General features: G+C 61.6%; 16 protein-coding genes. 5 read left to right on the top strand and 11 right to left on the bottom strand.

The window, feature by feature from the left end; genetic code table 11:
* Nucleotides 1–118 precede the first annotated feature (118 nt).
* The 4 genes from HA052_RS13520 to HA052_RS13535 all read right to left on the bottom strand — a co-directional run bounded on the left by HA052_RS13520 (nt 119) and on the right by HA052_RS13535 (nt 4779).
* A complete protein-coding gene (locus HA052_RS13520) occupies nt 119–1351 on the bottom strand; it encodes an arginine deiminase (protein ID WP_081545281.1) in 1233 nt (410 codons plus the stop codon).
* Nucleotides 1352–1438: 87 nt separating this feature from the next.
* Nucleotides 1439–2878, bottom strand: coding sequence for an arginine-ornithine antiporter (gene arcD / locus HA052_RS13525; RefSeq protein WP_081545280.1), 1440 nt, complete (start codon nt 2876–2878; stop codon nt 1439–1441).
* A 480-nt stretch (nt 2879–3358) separates the two neighbouring features.
* The gene (locus HA052_RS13530; RefSeq protein ID WP_019103856.1) at nt 3359–3487 is read right to left on the bottom strand and encodes a DUF3149 domain-containing protein; all 129 of its coding nucleotides are present in this window, start codon (nt 3485–3487) and stop codon (nt 3359–3361) included.
* A gap of 263 nt (nt 3488–3750) precedes the next feature.
* A complete protein-coding gene (locus tag HA052_RS13535; protein ID WP_166452310.1) occupies nt 3751–4779 on the bottom strand; it encodes a CDP-6-deoxy-delta-3,4-glucoseen reductase in 1029 nt (342 codons plus the stop codon).
* Between the two features lie 38 nt (nt 4780–4817).
* On the opposite strand from HA052_RS13535, the gene HA052_RS13540 reads away from it, so the two are divergent.
* Both HA052_RS13540 and trmB read left to right on the top strand, forming a co-directional pair.
* A complete protein-coding gene (locus tag HA052_RS13540; protein ID WP_166452311.1) occupies nt 4818–5738 on the top strand; it encodes an NAD-dependent epimerase/dehydratase family protein in 921 nt (306 codons plus the stop codon).
* Between the two features lie 36 nt (nt 5739–5774).
* Nucleotides 5775–6455 (top strand): tRNA (guanosine(46)-N7)-methyltransferase TrmB, encoded by a 681-nt coding sequence (gene trmB / locus HA052_RS13545; RefSeq protein WP_166452312.1) that lies wholly within the window; start codon nt 5775–5777, stop codon nt 6453–6455.
* 196 nt (nt 6456–6651) lie between these two features.
* On the opposite strand, the gene HA052_RS13550 is transcribed toward trmB, so the two are convergent.
* The gene (locus HA052_RS13550; protein WP_081545275.1) at nt 6652–7137 is read right to left on the bottom strand and encodes a glutathione peroxidase; all 486 of its coding nucleotides are present in this window, start codon (nt 7135–7137) and stop codon (nt 6652–6654) included.
* Nucleotides 7138–7194: 57 nt separating this feature from the next.
* On the opposite strand from HA052_RS13550, the gene HA052_RS13555 reads away from it, so the two are divergent.
* Nucleotides 7195–7674 carry a DUF1841 family protein gene (locus HA052_RS13555; RefSeq protein ID WP_206118898.1) on the top strand — a complete coding sequence of 160 codons (480 nt, stop codon included), beginning with the start codon at nt 7195–7197 and terminating at the stop codon, nt 7672–7674.
* Between the two features lie 304 nt (nt 7675–7978).
* Here the strand turns inward: HA052_RS13555 and HA052_RS13560 are convergent, their stop codons facing one another.
* Both HA052_RS13560 and HA052_RS13565 read right to left on the bottom strand, forming a co-directional pair.
* Entirely contained in the window at nt 7979–8929 is a 951-nt protein-coding gene (locus HA052_RS13560) for a D-2-hydroxyacid dehydrogenase (RefSeq protein WP_166452313.1), read from the bottom strand.
* A gap of 11 nt (nt 8930–8940) precedes the next feature.
* Nucleotides 8941–9723 (bottom strand): DUF2189 domain-containing protein, encoded by a 783-nt coding sequence (locus tag HA052_RS13565; RefSeq protein ID WP_166452314.1) that lies wholly within the window; start codon nt 9721–9723, stop codon nt 8941–8943.
* Nucleotides 9724–9910: 187 nt separating this feature from the next.
* Between HA052_RS13565 and HA052_RS13570 the strand changes: the two genes are divergently transcribed.
* Nucleotides 9911–10237 carry an FKBP-type peptidyl-prolyl cis-trans isomerase gene (locus HA052_RS13570; protein ID WP_081545272.1) on the top strand — a complete coding sequence of 109 codons (327 nt, stop codon included), beginning with the start codon at nt 9911–9913 and terminating at the stop codon, nt 10235–10237.
* Between the two features lie 67 nt (nt 10238–10304).
* Here the strand turns inward: HA052_RS13570 and HA052_RS13575 are convergent, their stop codons facing one another.
* Nucleotides 10305–10925 carry a DedA family protein gene (locus tag HA052_RS13575; RefSeq protein ID WP_166452315.1) on the bottom strand — a complete coding sequence of 207 codons (621 nt, stop codon included), beginning with the start codon at nt 10923–10925 and terminating at the stop codon, nt 10305–10307.
* 113 nt (nt 10926–11038) lie between these two features.
* Between HA052_RS13575 and alr the strand changes: the two genes are divergently transcribed.
* Nucleotides 11039–12112 carry an alanine racemase gene (gene alr, locus HA052_RS13580; protein ID WP_166452316.1) on the top strand — a complete coding sequence of 358 codons (1074 nt, stop codon included), beginning with the start codon at nt 11039–11041 and terminating at the stop codon, nt 12110–12112.
* Here alr and HA052_RS13585 read toward each other — a convergent pair.
* The 3 genes from HA052_RS13585 to glmM all read right to left on the bottom strand — a co-directional run bounded on the left by HA052_RS13585 (nt 12058) and on the right by glmM (nt 16125).
* On the bottom strand, nt 12058–12648 hold the full coding sequence (locus HA052_RS13585; RefSeq protein WP_166452317.1) for a rhomboid family intramembrane serine protease: 591 nt from the start codon (nt 12646–12648) through the stop codon (nt 12058–12060). The two genes, alr and HA052_RS13585, sit on opposite strands and share 55 nt — an antisense overlap.
* A complete protein-coding gene (locus HA052_RS13590) occupies nt 12630–14573 on the bottom strand; it encodes an ExeM/NucH family extracellular endonuclease (RefSeq protein WP_166452318.1) in 1944 nt (647 codons plus the stop codon). The genes HA052_RS13585 and HA052_RS13590 overlap by 19 nt, the downstream gene beginning before the upstream one ends.
* A 217-nt stretch (nt 14574–14790) precedes the next feature.
* Nucleotides 14791–16125 carry a phosphoglucosamine mutase gene (gene glmM, locus HA052_RS13595; RefSeq protein WP_081545268.1) on the bottom strand — a complete coding sequence of 445 codons (1335 nt, stop codon included), beginning with the start codon at nt 16123–16125 and terminating at the stop codon, nt 14791–14793.
* Nucleotides 16126–16194 lie beyond the last annotated feature (69 nt).

Genomic DNA, 16194 nt, shown 5'->3' on the forward strand with positions numbered 1-16194 from the left:
TAGAGTCTGGGCAAGCCGGCCGTCGTTTCCGGGGAAACCGGCGGTCAACCTGTCTTTTTGCACATGAATCTTGAATTTCCCTCCCGGCCGCGCCCGCGGCCGGGACACTACGATTGAATTACAGTTTCACTTCGTCGCGAGTGATTGGGCAGGTCATGCAGTGACCGCCGCCACGGCCGCGGCCCAGCTCGGAAGCCGGAATCTCGATCACTTCCACTCCGTGCTCGCGCATCAGGCGGTTGGTGTAGGTGTTGCGGTCGTAGGCCACCACCACGCGGCGATCCAGCGCCACCACGTTGTTGCCGTCGTCCCATTGCTCGCGTTCGCGCTGGTAGGCGTCGCCGCCGGTCTGAATCACGCGAATTTCCTTGAGGCCAAGCGCCTGGCGCACCACTTCCACCAGATGCACGCCTTCATGGCGTTCGAAACGGACCTCGCCTTCGCGGTCGCCAACGTACATGCTGGTGCATGTGATGTCGTCCACCACGTCCGGGAACAGCGACAGCAGGTCAATGTCCAGGAAGCTGAACACGGTGTCCAAGTGCATCGCCGCGCGGGACTTCGGCATCTGGCAAGCGATCACGCGAGTGGCGCCGCCTTCCTTGCCCAGCACGCGCTTGGCCACTTGCACCACCGCCTGCGGGCTGGTGCGTTCGCCCATGCCGATCAGGACCACGCCGTTGCCGATAGGCATCACGTCGCCGCCTTCCAGCGTGGCCGCGCCATGCTCCTGGTCGCAATCGCCCCACCATACTTTCACCTTGCCGGCGAACATCGGATGGAATTTGTAGATGGATTGCAGGATCAGGGTTTCCTGACGGCGCGCCGGCCAGTACATCGGGTTCAGCGTCACGCCTTCATAGATCCAGCAAGACGGGTCGCGCTGGAACAGGCTGTTAGGCACCGGCGGCAGCACGAATTCGGACTGGTCCAGGTAGCCGCCAAACAGGCCTTTCGGGTCGAACGGCAGTTCGAACTTGGCGATGCCGCCCACCAGATGCTCGGCCAGTTGCGACGAAGGCATTTCATCCAGCCAGCTGCGCAGGTCGCGCAACATGCCGATACCTACGTTGTCGGCCTTGACCTTGCGGTCCAGGACCCAGGCGCGGGAGGCCTTGTCGTCCAATACTTTGGCCAGCGCATCGTGCACTTCCACCACCTCGATGCCGCGGGAGCGCATTTGCTCAACCATGTAGGCGTGGTCTTTCTGTGCGCGCTCTACCCAGATGACGTCGTCGAACAGCAGGCCGTGGCAGTTGTCCGGGGTCAGGCGCTTATGCGCCAGGCCGGGACGGCACACCATCACAGTTCGCAACTTGCCACACTCGGAATGAACACCAAACTTGGTCATGACAAACTCCTTAATGATATTGGGGGAGCTGGTGGAGGCCCGTGGATCTCGCGCGCCTCCGGTAATCTTCTTACTTCAACATCCGACTTAGAGCGTCAGCGCTCCGGTGAGCAACTCGTAGCCGGCGAACAAACCCGCCACCACGATCAGCGCAGCCAGTACCGCCTCGGGACCGGTGAACGCTTTCTCGCCGCGTTCCTTGCGAGCCCACAGGTAGAACAGCAGACCCGGGGCGTACAGCACCATCGACAGGAACAGATACTTCAGGCCGGCGGCGTAGATCAGCCAAACGCCGTAGACCGACGCGATCGTGGCGATACCGAACTCTTTGCCGCTGGACTCGCCCTGGGCGTAGCCTTCGCCGCGCTTGGCAACCAGCAAGGCGTAACCGGAGCACAACAGGTAAGGAATCAGAATCATCGAGGTGGCCAGCGACAGCAGCGCCAGGTAACCCGCGGAACTGAACAGAGTGATGATCAGGAACAGTTGGATCAGACCGTTGGTCAGCCACAGCGAGGCGGCCGGAGAGCCATTGGCGTTAGTGGTGCCGAATACCTTGGGCATCACGCCGTCCTTGCCCGCCAGGTAGGGCGCTTCGGAAGCCAGCAGCGTCCAGGCCAGCAACGCGCCGCCCACAGAGATCACCAGGCCGGCGTTCATCAGGTTGGCGCCCCAGGGCCCGATGGCTTTTTCCAACACATAAGCGGTGGACGGATTTTTCAGCGCGGCCAGTTCAGCCTGGGTCATTACGCCCAACGACAGCACCGACACCGCAACCAGCAAGGCGATGGTCAACAGGAAGCCAATCACAGTGGCCTTGCCCACTTCTTTCATGTTTTCCGCACGACTGGAGAACATCGACGCGCCTTCGATCCCGATGAACACCCATACCGTCACCAACATGGTGCTCTTGACTTGGTCGACAACCGAGCCGAGTTTGGCCGAGCCCCAGAAATCCAGGTTAAAGGTATCTACTTTGAAGGCGAAGACGACTAGCAGGATGAACAGCGCCAACGGCACCAATTTGGCCACGGTGGTGATGGTGTTGATGAAGGCCGCGCCGTGCACGCCGCGCAGCACCAGAAAGTGCAAGGCCCACAGCAGGATGGATGCGCAGACGATGGCGGTGGCGGTATTGCCCTCGCCGAACACTGGGAACCAGAAGGCCAGCGCCGAGAACATCACCACAAAGTAGGATACGTTGCCGATCCAGGCCGAAATCCAGTAACCCCAGGCCGAGTTGAAGCCCATGTAGTTGCCAAAACCCGCCTTGGCGTAGCCATAAACGCCGCCTTCAACTTCCGGTTTGCGGTTGGCCAGCATCTGGAAAGCGAATGCCAGAGTCAACATCCCGAAGAAGGTAATTACCCAACCGATCAAGATAGCGCCGGCTCCGGCCCCCGCCGCCATGTTCTGAGGCAGCGAGAAGATGCCGCCGCCGATCATGGAGCCCACCACCAGAGCGGTCAGCGCGCCAAGCTTGAGCTTGGGAGCGCCGCCGCCTTGGGTTTCAGTTTCCGTAGACATTTTCGTTCTCCGTGAGAGTACATTAACCTGCAAATCTGTTGTTATATAATTAAATTCTTATCATCTGAGACAATGGTATACCTCGGATTTAGTGATCGCCAGAACAGTCGAACATCCGTTTGACCTGCGTCAAATAGCTCACCCCTGCTCTATCTCACCCACAATGGCAATAGAACAAAAGCTTTATAGAACCCCCCCACAAGAATGACAAAATAATAAAATGTGCAGCGCACAAAATATTTACTTACTTTTCTTTTAACTAACTATTAATTATTGAATGCGTGGAACTTTGCGGGCGAAGATTCAAGAAGGGGATATTCCGGCAAGGAGAAATTCAGGATAAGCGCGCATCGCGCGTCAATTAAGCGATGAAAGAGAGCGGGATCAAGATCAAGGCGCAAAAAAAAGTGGATGCGGCCCACCACCGCATCCACCAACACACACATCAAGAGGATAAATACATGCTTTTTGCTCAGGCGCTTACTCTGGCTTTTTCACGTTCTTGAAAATCGCCACCAGAGCGCCTAGCACCACCAAGGTGGTCACCACAATGGTCACCAAGCTTAAAATGCCGACATCGTCGGAGAGAAGCAGAGTCAGAAGTTCCATCGCCACTCCTTTTCCGGGGCCACGCCCCATATAGGTTTCTTGACCCTCATCTTAGCCAGTTGGGGCGTCCACCCATTGACCCAAATCAAATGGCATGACCTGCAAATTTGATGCAAGGCAAATAAAAAGCCCCTGGCTCTCGCCAGGGGCTCATTTCCTAAAAATCAGCAACTTATATCATTACAGTTGCTCGCAAAGCGATACAGTTCGGATCAGTTCCGTCTCAAAAATCGGCGCACGTCATTCATGTCGCGCCGATGCGCTCACTTGCTGCCGCCCATATCCTTGGACAGGAAGAACGCGTCTGAGAAGAATTCGTCCTCCGGCAAGCCGCGCTCGCGCGTGAAGCTACCGTGCGCGGCCTCCACCATCAGCGGCGCGCCGCAAGCGTAAACCTGATAGCCGGACAGATTTTCGAAATCCTCCAGCACCGCCTGATGAACAAAGCCTGTGCGACCCGCCCAGTCGTCTGTCGGCAGCGCGTCGGACAATACCGGTATGAAGGTGATGTTGGGATTCTGCGCCTGCCAAACGCCGGCCAGCTCCGCCATATAGAGGTCGGCCTTGGTCCGCGCGCCCCAGTAGAACACCATCTCGCGCTGGATGCCGCTGTGGATCGCGTGCTCGATAATGCCCTTGACCGGCGCGAAACCGGTGCCGCTGGCCACGAAGAGGATAGGCTTGTCGGAATCCTCGCGCAGGAAGAAGGAGCCCAAGGGCCCCTTGAAGCGCATGATCTCGCGCTCCTTCATCTGGCTGAACACATAGTCGGAGAACGAGCCGCCGGGCTGATGACGGATATGCAGCTCTAGAAAATCGTCGTCATGCGGCGCATTGGCGATGGAGAAGCTTCGCTTCTTGCCGTCCTTCATCAGGATGTCAATGTATTGACCAGCCTTGAACTGCAAGCGCTCCGATACCGGCAGCTTGAGCTTGAGCACCGCCACGTCGTGGATTTTTTCGATTTTCTCTACACGGCACGGCAAGGTCTTGATCTGGATATCGCCGGCTCCGGCCACTTCGCGAGCCTCGATGGTGATGTCGCCCTGAGGACGGGAACAACAGAACAGCGCCAGGCCCTGGGCGCGTTCGGCCTCGGTCAAGGCTTTCTCCTGGAAACCATCCTGACTCACTTCGCCTTCCACTACCTTGCCTTTGCAGGCGCCGCACGCGCCGTCGCGGCAGCCGTAGGGCAGGCCCACTCCCTGACGCAACGCCGCTTCCAATACGGTTTCATGCGGCTCGACGCCAAATGTATGCCCGCTGGGGAGCACTTTCACCTGCGCTGTCATCTGTTTCCTCTACTCAATATCTGGCTAAAATGCACATCATGCGAACCTTGATGATCATCGGCGCCGGCGATGTCGCGCGCCGCGCTTTGCCGGAACTGACCCGCCGCTGGCGAGTGCTGGCGCTATGCCGCTCGAGCGCGAGCGCCGAAGCGCTGCGCCGCCAGGGCGTCACGCCCATCCGGGGCGATCTGGACGACCCCGTCACTCTGCGCCGATTGGCCGGCCTTGCCGACGATCTGCTGCTGACCGCTCCCCCCCAGGAAACCGGCCGCAAGGACTTGCGCATGCGCAAGTTGTTGTCTGCGTTGGCAAAAGGTTGCAGGATACCACAGCGTCTAGTCTATATCAGCACCAGCGGCGTGTACGGCAACGCCGACGGGGCTTTGCTGGACGAAGGCGCCCGTCTCCGCCCGCACAACGACCGCGCCTTGCGCCGCTTGGACGCCGAAACCCAATTGCGAAGCTTTGCCGCAGCCCACGGCAGTCAACTGACCGTGTTGCGCGCGCCGGGCATCTACGCCGACAACCGCCTGCCGCTGAGCCGCTTCGCCTCGCAAACGCCGCTGATTCGCCCGGAAGAGGACAGCTGGAGCAATCACATCCACGCCGACGACCTTGCCGCCGCCTGCGTGGCCGCATTGCGGCAATGTCGCGGCGGTCCGCGCGTCTACAACGTCAGCGACGATCAGCCGCTGCCGATCAGCGAGTGGTATCGCCGGCTCGCCGCCACGCTTGGCCTGGCCTTGCCGCCCTTGCTGCCGCGCGAGGAAGTCCGCGCCCGGGTCTCCGCTGGTCTATGGTCTTATATGATGGAGTCCAGGCAGTTGGACAACCGGCGTTTGCGCCGGGAATTGCTGCCGGAACTCCGCTGGCCCGACACCGCCGTCTACCTGGCGGCGCTGGCCCAAGCGCCGGAACGCATCGCCGTCGCGCTCGCCTCGGCGGCCAAGATTCGGTAACATCGCGGTTTTTTTGAGTTTTCAGCAGGCTTCTCTATGGAAAATCCGGCATTTCAACGCGCCATCCGCAGCTTCGTGCTGCGCCAAGGCCATCTGTCTCCCGGCCAGCAACGCGCGATGGACGAAGGCATGCCGCGCTGGGGCATCGAATACCGCCCCGAGCGCATCGATCTGGAGCAGGCCTTCGGCCGCGCCGCGCCCAAAATTCTGGAGATCGGCTTCGGCATGGGCGGCGCCACCGCCGAAATCGCCGCCGCCAATCCGGGTCAAGACTACCTGGGCGTGGAGGTGCACTCTCCCGGCGTCGGCAATCTGTGCAAGCTGATCGCGGAAAAGGAATTGAACAATCTGCGCATCATCCGCCACGACGCGGTGGAAGTGCTGGATCACATGCTGGCCGACGGCAGCCTGGACGGCGTGCATATTTTCTTCCCCGACCCCTGGCACAAGAAACGCCACAACAAGCGGCGCTTGATCCAGGCGCCGCTGGTGGAGAAGCTGATCACCAAGCTCAAGCCGGGCGGCTACCTGCACGCCGCCACCGACTGGGAAGACTACGCCATGCAAATCATGGACGTGTTCAGCAGCCAGCCGCAGCTGGCCAATACCGCCGATGGCTACGCGCCTCGTCCGGACTACCGTCCGCTGACTAAGTTCGAGGCCCGCGGCATCAAGCTGGGCCACGGCGTGTGGGACGTGATTTTCCGCCGCCGCTGATCGCCTCCCATGCCCGCCGCAAGCAGCGGGCATCAGCGCCGGTTCAAAGTCTCTCAGAACGTGTTTACGATCTCGCGAGCTAAGGTGAGACAAGGCTAAAACAGCTGAGAAAGCGGAGTGTACACACGGTACATGAGCATTTCGAAGCCGTTTTCAACGCCGTATCGCCGACGCGCAGCAGATCGTAAACAGGTTCTCAGCCGCCTCGCGGCAGCAAGGCCTCGATATCCTCCAGCAATTCGTGCGGCTCCACCGCCGGCTCGTAACGCTTTACCACCCTTCCCTTGGCATCAATCAGGAATTTGGTGAAGTTCCACTTCACCGGGTGCGGATGGGTGGAGTCAGCCTGAGTCAGCCAGCGCCACAGCGGATGAGCCCGCGGCCCGTTGACCTCCACCTTCGCGAACATGGGGAAATCCACCTCGAAGCGCGTCCGGCAAAAACGCTCGATCTCGGCCTCGTCGCCCGGCTCCTGGCCGCCGAACTGATTGCAAGGGAATCCCAGCACAGCCAGTCCGCGGCCGCCCAAGCCTTGCTGCAAGTCCTGCAAGCCGGCGTACTGCCGGGTGTAGCCGCACTCGCTGGCGGTATTCACCACCAACGTCACTTGGCCGGTGTAGGCCGACAGCGGCTGTTCGCTGCCGTCTATGCGCGCGGCGGTGAAGTCGTAAAGCGTGGTCATGGCCACCTCCGTCTCGTATAATGAGCGCTCCCGAGAATCCACTCAGGCACTATCCGAATGTTGTTCAATCCCAGCCGGCAGGACGCCCGGCGCTTCTTCTTCGACACCTGGCAGAAATCCAAATCCAGGACGGACTTGTCCGATCTGGAAAAAATGGTGCTCCCCATTCTTATAGACCACCCGGAGTATCACGCCATTCTGGATCGGCCGGAACAGTATATGGAACAGGAGTGGACTCCGGAAATGGGCCAGAGCAATCCCTTCCTCCACCTGGGCCTGCATGTGGCTATTGAGGAACAACGCTCCATCGACCAGCCCTTCGGCATCCGCTCGCTGTACGCACAGCTGGCGCTGCGCCACGGCAGCGAACATCTGGCGCAGCACGCGATGATGGATTGTCTCGGCGAGATGATCTGGCACGCTCAGCGTCATGGCGGCGGCCCGGACGTGAATCGCTACATCGGCTGTATTCGCGGCAAGTTGGGCATGGGGGCGGAGGGGCAACTCCGCATCAACCCCAACGACATCCCGGACTGACGCCGCACGCCCGACAAGCGCTTCCCATGACCAACGCCCGGTTCCGCCGGGCGTTTTGCATTGCCTGGCGACAGGCAAAAAAAGAGCCGTGGGGGGAAACCCTCCACGGCGATCAAGCGGGGCAGCTCGTACTGGCAAAGCCAGAAGAGCATCCTCATGCTATTCCCACAATAAACAAAATGCAAATAGTTTTTTAACAGTTAACAACAAATAAAATATTAAATCATTTATATAAATATTATATTTAAGATGAATCATCAAAAAAGCCGGCCTTAGCCGGCTTGAAGCCTCAAATAGGCGCGCCTCACAACAAACGATTGCGCTCTATGCCCGCGACAAAGGCCGCGATATTGTCCACCAGCTGTGCGGCCAGACGCTCCATCGCCTGCCGGCTGGCCCAACCCACATGAGGGGTGACAATCAAATTGGGCAAGCGGGTTTTCAACAGAGGATTGCCATGAACCGGCGGTTCTTCGCTCAGCACATCGAAACCGGCGCCGCCCAGTTGCCCATATTTCAGCGCGGCCACCAGGTCCTCCTCGTTAACCAGGCCGCCGCGCGCGGTATTGATCAGCAAGGCGCCGGGCTTCATCAAAATCAGTTCCGGCTGGGCGATCAAGTCCCGGGTGTCCTCGGTCAATGGACAATGCAGCGAAATCACATCGGCCTGCGCCAGGGCCTCGGCAAAAGCCACATGCCCGGAACGCAGCTCCTTGGCGCCTTTGCGCTCGACGAACAACACCTGCATGCCAATCGCGCCGGCCATCTCCGCCAGGCGCAGGCCAATGCCGCCCGCGCCGACAATGCCCAAGGTCGCGCCCCGCAAATCGCGGATCGGCGCGCCGAAATGGCAGAACTGCCTCGATTGCTGCCACACCCCGGCGGCGACGTCGCGCTGATAGGCGGGTAGGTTCTTGGCCAGGGCCAGCATCAGGGTCAGCGCGTGTTCGGCCACGGTGTCGTCGCCGTAATGGCGGATGTTGCAGACGGCGATGCCCAGCTCGCGACAAGCGTCCAGATCGACATGGTTGTAACCGGTGGCGGCCACCGCCACCAGCTTCAGCCCGGGCAGTTGCTCCAGGGTTTCCCGCCGCAACGGCACCTTGTTGGTGATGACGATATCCGCCCCCGAGCAATTCATCGCCGCGTCTTCGACGCTGGTGGAGGGGAACTCGTGATATTCGGACGGGAACGGCAAAAGCGGAACCGGGACAGGCAAGCTGTCCCGGTCAAGAAACACGACGGAGTGGGTCATCAGCTATTCAGTCATCTCTCGAAAGTGATCAAATCGCGGTAAGCATGCCAGCTGGCCAGCGCCAGAACCGGCATGATGATGATCAGGCCCAGGAAATAAGTCACAAAGCCCACCGCGCTCAGCGCCACAATGATAGCCGCCCATATGCCCATCGTCAGCAGATTCTTCAGCACCGCCTGCACGCTGGCGATCATCGCGGTGACGGTGTCCACCTCCTTATCCAACATCAAGGGAATGGAGACCACGCTAACCGAGAACACCACCTGGGCAAACAGGAAGCCCACCGCGAAGTAGGCCACCAGGAAGGCGACATTGTCCGGGTTGAAGGCGTTGGCCACAATGTCGTTCAAGGACGGCAAGGCGGCAGTGTCGTAGAACAGCGCGAACATCAGCAAGGACACCCGGAACCAACCGAACACCAGCACCGCCAGCAAGGCCGCGTACAAGGTAAAAGCCGGCAAGTTGACGCGCCAGGCCGCCATGCTGTGCGCCAGCTTGACCCGCCCATGACCGTCGAAAGCCTCCATCTGCTTGGCGATGTCGTATAGGCCTATCGCCAAAAAGGGGCCGGCCAACAGGAAAATGGTGGCGAAGGTGATAATCAGTTCAGGAGAGTGCTCGGAGTACAAGGTCAGCAAATACCCCATCAACACGAATACCGCGCCGTAAAACAGGCAGTCGGCCGGGGCTTTTTGAAAATCGCGGAAGCCTTTTTTCAGCCATTGCAACGGCCGGGAGGTTTCCACCTTGCGCGCAACCGGGCGATCGCGCGGGATATCGTGAGTCGCGTCCATGACAAATCCCCCTCAAGGATACGATGCGAGGCAGCCCCCGCATCCTTACCGTTATACGCCACGCGTCGCAAAACACAAGCTGGCCGTCCGGCTGCTATAATCCCGCGATTGCCACGGCCCTTGGCGCGCGCCGCGCTTCGCGCCGCCGGGCCGGGCCTCATCCCGCGCTTGCGCGAAAGGACATCTCATGAGCGAACTGATTATCGAAGAACTGGCGATCGGCGACGGCGCCGAAGCCGTCAGCGGCCAGGAAGTCACCGTGCACTACACTGGCTGGCTGACCGACGGCACCAAGTTCGATTCCAGCAAGGACCGCTTCCAGCCGTTCAGCTTCCCGTTGGGCGCCGGCTATGTGATCAAGGGCTGGGACCAAGGCGTGGCCGGCATGAAAGTGGGCGGCAAGCGCAAACTGACCATTCCGGCCGAGCTGGGCTACGGCGCGCGCGGCGCCGGCGGCGTGATTCCTCCCAACGCCACTCTGGTGTTCGAGGTGGATCTCTTGCAAGTGGGTTGAACCCCAGCTGCGCAAGGACGTAAAAAAAGCTTCCCCAGGGAAGCTTTTTTCATTGGATGGCGCGAGCTTATTTCTTCACGCACTGATGCTGACGACGGCGACGCATCCAGACGAAGGCCACGCCCAGCAGCAAGGCGGCCACCACCGCCAGAATGCCGGCCTGCCCGCGGTGCACCATGGTCATCAACCACTCGCGGTTGGCGGCGCCGTAATAGCCGAGATACACCCACACCGGCACCGAGATCAGCGCGGCAAAGCCGTCCATCACCAGAAAGCGCCAGTAGGAAATACGGCGGGTCATGCCGGCGGTGATAAAGATGGGAGAGCGCAGTCCCGGCAGGAAACGGGCGACGAACAGTACCCAATTGCCGTACTTTTCGAACTTTTCCTGCACCGCTTCAAAACGCTCCTGAGTCAGGATGCGCGCGATGGGCCGGAACTTCAGCACCCGGTTGCCGAACACGCGCCCGGCGGTGAACATGATGCCGTCTCCGGCCAGCACCCCGGCCATGCCGACGAGAAACATCCAATGCACATTGGTGTAGCCTAGGCCGGAAATAATGCCTCCGGCCACCAAGGTAATGTCTTCGGGGATCGGCACGCCGAAACCGCATACCAGCAACACGGTGAATACGGCGACGTAGCCGTAGCCAGTGAAAAAATCGAGAAGTATTTGCAGAGTGTCCATTTTATTCCGCTTGCCGCCATGTCTCCGTTCAGGACGATCCTGGCGCGGCTGCGTTATCGGGGTACATCACCAGGGGCTTATAATAGCACACCTCCAACGCAGACTTTCTTGACATGACTCGCCCTATCCAGGTGGAAATCCACCGCGCCGCCATCCGCCACAACTACCTGCTTTCCCGCGCCCAGGCCCCTCAATCCAAGGCATACGCCGTGCTCAAGGCCAATGCCTACGGCCATGGACTGCTGGACGCGATCCAAGCCTTGGCCGATGTCGCCGACGGTTTCGCCCTGCTCAATATCGAGGACGCCGTCCGCTTGCGCGAAGCCGGCGTCCAACAGGACATCGTACTGCTGGAAGGCGCTTTCGACGCCGAGGAAGCCGCGGCGATGGCGCATTACCGGCTAGGCGGCGCGGTACATTCCCAACAACAGATAAGCTGGCTGGCCAAAGGTTCCGCCAAACAGCCGGTTTCCGTCTGGCTCAAGATCAACAGCGGCATGAACCGGCTGGGCTTCACCCCGGCGGAAGCCCCCGCCGCGCTGGCGCAATTGCACGCTCAGCCCGGCGCGCGCGTCGATGCGCTGATGACCCACTTCGCCACCGCCGACGACGACTACGGCGTCGCCGAGCAATGGGGGCGCTTCCAGCCCTTGATTGCGCCCAGCGCGCTGCCGGTCAGCGCCGCCAACTCCGCCGCGCTGTTCCGCCACCCGCATACCCACGGCGCCATCGTGCGCCCCGGCATCGTGCTCTACGGCTGTTCGCCCTTCGCCGACATCGACGCCGCCGGCCTGGGCCTACAGGCGGCGATGACGCTGAGCAGCCGCGTCATCGCGGTGCAAAGGGTGCCGGCCGGCGACGCCGTCGGCTACGGCCGCCGCCTGGTGGCCGAACGCGACATGCGAGTCGGCATCGTCGCTTGCGGCTACGCCGACGGCTATCCGCGCATCGCCGACAACGGCACGCCGGTCGCGGTGGATGGCCTGCCCAGCGGCATCGTCGGCCGGGTATCCATGGACATGCTGGCGGTGAACCTGAGCGCTCTGCCCCAGGCCGGCATTGGCAGCCGGGTTGAACTGTGGGGCCCTCAAGTGCCGATAGAACAAGTCGCCGCCGGCGCGGGCACCTTGGGCTACGAACTGATGTGCGCAGTGGCGCCGAGAGTGCCGCGCCTCGTTAAAAACTGAATCCAGCGCAGCCAGCCGCAGGCGGCCAACACACCCAAGACCGCGCCGCTCCAATGCGCCGACGTCAATACCGGCTCGCCGCCGCTCCAGTTACCCGGAAATAGGCTTTGCCAAACCAGCCGGGCCAGCAGGGCGGCCAGCCACAAGCCGCGCCAGCGGGGCTGCGTCAGGGCCAGCGCCGCCCACCAGCAATAAACCAGGCCGGACGCGCCGACAAAGGCCTGCGGCGTCGGCCACAGCCACTGCATTACTGCGATTAGAGGCGGCGCCGCCAGCACCAACCCCAGCAGCAACGACGCCCGGTCCCGCCCCAAGCAGGCCAGCACCGCCAGCGCCGCGCTGTTGAGGCAGGCATGACGCGCGTCGGCGTGCACCCAGCCGCCGCTCAGCGCCCGCCACCACTCCTCGGCGTTCCACGGCTCGAAACGCCACGCCAACGCCGCCGCGCCCCAGGGCGCGGCCAGCGGCAGCAGGACGGCGAGGCCCAAACCCAGCTGCAGCCGGCCGGCCAAGGCCTTCAGCGCTTGCGGCGCCACAGCGCCGTCGCCCCCAACGCGCCCAAGCCCAGCAACAGAGCCAAGCCGCCTTCATCCGCAGCCGCCACCGCGTTGCCGCGACGCGCCACGTCGACGTACAAGGGATCATGGTCCGAAGAACGATAAGCGTCCGCCGCGTAGTATTTCTGTTGCTGCTCCGCGCTCTTGAACTCGCTGCTGTATTCCAGCGCCGTCGGCTCGTCGGCGTTGATATGCCACTCGCCGGCGGCCAGCACCATGGAGCTCAGCGGCTTGTCGGCCAAGGCATGGTCCAGGTTGCCGAATTCACCGTTGAATACATAGGAATAGGCGTCGCGGCTCCAGCGCGCCAGCAGATTGTTGAAGCCGGCGCTTTCAAAGGCGCGGATCGGATCTTCCTTGGCGTAGGAATTCATATCGCCCAGCAACAGCATGCCGTCGTTAGGGCCGGGCTGCGGACGGGTGGCGTACCACGCCATCAGATCGCGCACCGCCTGCACCCGGGTCAGATTGCAATTACCCTGGCCGTCGCCCTTATCCACATCCGCCTGTCCGTCCACCACCAGGTCCGCGCAGCTGCTGCCTTTGGACTTCAGATGGTTGACCGCCACGGTGACCCGGGTCTTGCTCTTGGCGTCCAGCACAAAGGTCTGCAACAAGGCCGGCCGGTTCTTCTGCGGATTGCCCACCACCCTTACCTCGGCCTTGCCTTCCGCCGTCACCACGGTCGGACGGTAGATCAGCCCCGTGGTGATCGCGTCGCTGCCCACTTGCGGCAGGCCGGGGTTGGCGAATTGGTATTGCTTGGGCTGGGGCTGGCCCTGGTTCAACGCATTAACTAGGTCCTGGATCGCCGAGTAGCGGTCGAAGCCATCATTCTCGATTTCCATCAGGCCCACTACATCAGCGTCCAGTTGACGGATCGCGGCCACGATCTTGGCGCGCTGGCGCTCGAAATCCTGCAGAGTCTTGGCGCCGCGCGGCGTTGGGAAACCCTTGCCCTGGCCGTCGCCATTGAAGAAGTTGAGCACATTGAAACTGGCGAAACGCACGCTTTCCAGCTGACGCTTCGGCGCGCCGGGGCGCGGATTGCCGGCCGTCACGCGCGGCGCGGCCAGCGGCTGCAGCCGATATTTGCCGAAGGCGTAGCTGACCACGCCGGTCACGCCGTCCAGACGGTCGCCGCTGCGCAAGGTCTGGCTGGCGGAGAGGCCGCCGGGCGCCGGCAGCCAGGCATTGGCGTTTTGGATCTGCAAGCCGTCGTCCAGGGTCAGCTTGTCCAATTGATTGGCCTCGGTCAGCGCCTTGGCTTCGGCGCTGCCGGGCAGAAAGCGCTGGGTGGCGGTCCACAGCCGCGGCTGGCTGGATAGCGTCAGTTCGCCGTAGCGGCCATAGTCGTAATTGGCGGCGACGTAGACAGGACCTTCCAGGCGCACTGCCATGCCGGCTAGCGCCTCCAGCTGGGCGCTGGACTTCAAGGGCAGCCGCAGGCTGGCGTAGGTCAGCGGCTCGCGGTAGGCGCACTGCTCCACCGCGGCGATAGTGGTCGGGGTGATCTGGGTCTCGCTGGCGGCGTCGCCCTTGCGGCTGTACTCGGACACCTTGCCGGTGACGCGCACCACGTCGCCGGGCTTAAGCGCCGGCGCGGCCAGATTGCCGAGGAAGACGAACACGCCTTCCGAAGTGGCCGGGTCCGCGTCCTGGTCCCGCGCTTCTTCTTGCAAGTAGAAACCACGCAGTTGGCCGGCTCCGGTGAAGGCGCCGCTGACAACGCCCTCCACCGTGACGGTCTTGCCCTGCATCGGACTGCCGACGGCGCGGCCCTGCACCTCATGGATCAAAGTGGCGCCGGCGGCGCCGCAAGCGGCCTGGGCCAGGGCCGGAATCGCCAACGCCACTGCCATGGCGATGGGGCTCAGCGCTTTGAATGCGTTTGCTGTCTTCATTGTCTGGGTTCATCACGAGCGTAAGGAGCGCTGATTCTAACCAGTGCGCAATGACAAAAAGATGTCATTAGATACAGTTGCACGCAAAGTCGCTATCTGTATGTTTCACCTGAAAACAGTAAGCTCCGCTTCTTTTCAAATTCAGGCAATAAAAAAACGCCAAACAAACAATGTATGGCGTTTTCATGCTGATGCCGGCGCTAGCCGGCTGTCGCGATCAGGCGACGCTCTGGATCGCCGCCGCAATGGACTGCGCCCACTGATCGGCCAGCGCCTTGTCGTCGGCTTCCACCATCACCCTCACCACCGGCTCAGTGCCGGATGGACGCAACACCACGCGGCCGCGGCCTTGCAAGGCCTGCTCGGCGGCGGCCAGGGATTCCGCGGAAGCGCTCTTCCAATCGCAACCGTTGTGGCGAACATTAATCAGCGTCTGAGGATACGGCTGCCAGTCGCTGCAGGCGTCGGCCAGGCTCATGCCCAGATCGGTCAGGCTGGCCAGCACTTGCAGGCTGGAAATGATGCCGTCGCCGGTAGAGTGGCAGTCCAGGCACAAGATATGGCCGGAGGCTTCGCCGCCCACCTGCCACCCTTTGCCATGCAGCATTTCCAACACATAGCGGTCGCCCACCTTGGCGCGGCCAAACTCCACGCCCTGTTTGTTCAGCGCCAGCTCCATCGCCAGATTGGTCATCACCGTGCCGACCACGCCGCCCTTGAGCTCGCCCCTGGCCGCGCGCGCCTTGGCAATCACATAGATCAGCTGATCGCCGTCGTATACGGTGCCTTCGCGGTCCACCATGATAAGACGGTCACCGTCGCCGTCCAGCGCGATGCCGTAATCGGCATGGTGCTCCAGCACCGCCACCTGCAAGGTCTTGGGATAGGTGGCGCCCACCTTCTCGTTGATGTTGTAGCCGTCCGGCTCGCCGCCTATGGTCACCACCTCGGCGCCCAGTTCATGGAACACCTTGGGCGCGACGTGGTAGGTGGCGCCGTGGGCGCAATCCACCACCAACTTCAAGCCCTTGAGATCGCGATCGTTGGGAAAGCTGCTTTTGCAAAACTCGATGTAGCGCTCTACCGCGCCTTCGATGCGGCGCACCCGGCCCAATTCCTCGGACGGATTGGTCGCCATCGGCTGCTCCAGCATCGACTCGATTTCCAGCTCAATGGCGTCGTCCAGCTTCTTGCCGCCTTCGGCGAAGAACTTGATGCCGTTATCCTGGAACGGATTGTGCGAAGCGGAGATCATCACCCCGGCCTCCAGGCGCAGCGCGCGGGTCAGGTAAGCAATGCCCGGCGTCGGCAACGGGCCGGTCAGCAGCACATTGACGCCGGCGGCGGAAAAACCGGCTTGCAGCGCCGCTTCCAGCATATAGCCGGAAATCCGGGTGTCCTTGCCGATCAAAACCGTGGGACGATGCGCCTTGTCGTGGTCGACCAATACGCGGCCGGCGGCATAGCCCAGTTTCATCACGAATTCAGGCGTGATCGGGAATTGACCGACCTCGCCGCGCACGCCATCGGTGCCAAAGTATTTACGGCTCATGTTTTTCTCTCGAATCCGGCCGGCTTCTGGCCAACCGCTGTAATCGCTACGCCGGCTATTGTGCGCCAG

It is taken from the genome of Chromobacterium fluminis (genome assembly GCF_011602385.1).
GTDB classification, from domain to species: Bacteria; Pseudomonadota; Gammaproteobacteria; order Burkholderiales; family Chromobacteriaceae; genus Chromobacterium; species Chromobacterium fluminis.

Excerpts from the sequence above, each read along its gene's own strand:
- HA052_RS13550 (WP_081545275.1), bottom strand. The coding sequence starts at position 7,137 with ATGACCACGCTTTACGACTTCACCGCCGCGCGCATAGACGGCAGCGAA.
- HA052_RS13575 (WP_166452315.1), bottom strand. The coding sequence starts at position 10,925 with ATGGACACTCTGCAAATACTTCTCGATTTTTTCACTGGCTACGGCTAC.
- trmB (WP_166452312.1), top strand. The coding sequence starts at position 5,775 with ATGGAAAATCCGGCATTTCAACGCGCCATCCGCAGCTTCGTGCTGCGC.
- HA052_RS13565 (WP_166452314.1), bottom strand. The coding sequence starts at position 9,723 with ATGGACGCGACTCACGATATCCCGCGCGATCGCCCGGTTGCGCGCAAG.
- HA052_RS13560 (WP_166452313.1), bottom strand. The coding sequence starts at position 8,929 with ATGACCCACTCCGTCGTGTTTCTTGACCGGGACAGCTTGCCTGTCCCG.
- HA052_RS13570 (WP_081545272.1), top strand. The coding sequence starts at position 9,911 with ATGAGCGAACTGATTATCGAAGAACTGGCGATCGGCGACGGCGCCGAA.
- HA052_RS13540 (WP_166452311.1), top strand. The coding sequence starts at position 4,818 with ATGCGAACCTTGATGATCATCGGCGCCGGCGATGTCGCGCGCCGCGCT.
- alr (WP_166452316.1), top strand. The coding sequence starts at position 11,039 with ATGACTCGCCCTATCCAGGTGGAAATCCACCGCGCCGCCATCCGCCAC.
- HA052_RS13535 (WP_166452310.1), bottom strand. The coding sequence starts at position 4,779 with ATGACAGCGCAGGTGAAAGTGCTCCCCAGCGGGCATACATTTGGCGTC.
- HA052_RS13530 (WP_019103856.1), bottom strand. The coding sequence starts at position 3,487 with ATGGAACTTCTGACTCTGCTTCTCTCCGACGATGTCGGCATTTTAAGC.
- HA052_RS13555 (WP_206118898.1), top strand. The coding sequence starts at position 7,195 with ATGTTGTTCAATCCCAGCCGGCAGGACGCCCGGCGCTTCTTCTTCGAC.
- arcD (WP_081545280.1), bottom strand. The coding sequence starts at position 2,878 with ATGTCTACGGAAACTGAAACCCAAGGCGGCGGCGCTCCCAAGCTCAAG.
- HA052_RS13590 (WP_166452318.1), bottom strand. The coding sequence starts at position 14,573 with ATGAAGACAGCAAACGCATTCAAAGCGCTGAGCCCCATCGCCATGGCA.
- glmM (WP_081545268.1), bottom strand. The coding sequence starts at position 16,125 with ATGAGCCGTAAATACTTTGGCACCGATGGCGTGCGCGGCGAGGTCGGT.
- HA052_RS13520 (WP_081545281.1), bottom strand. The coding sequence starts at position 1,351 with ATGACCAAGTTTGGTGTTCATTCCGAGTGTGGCAAGTTGCGAACTGTG.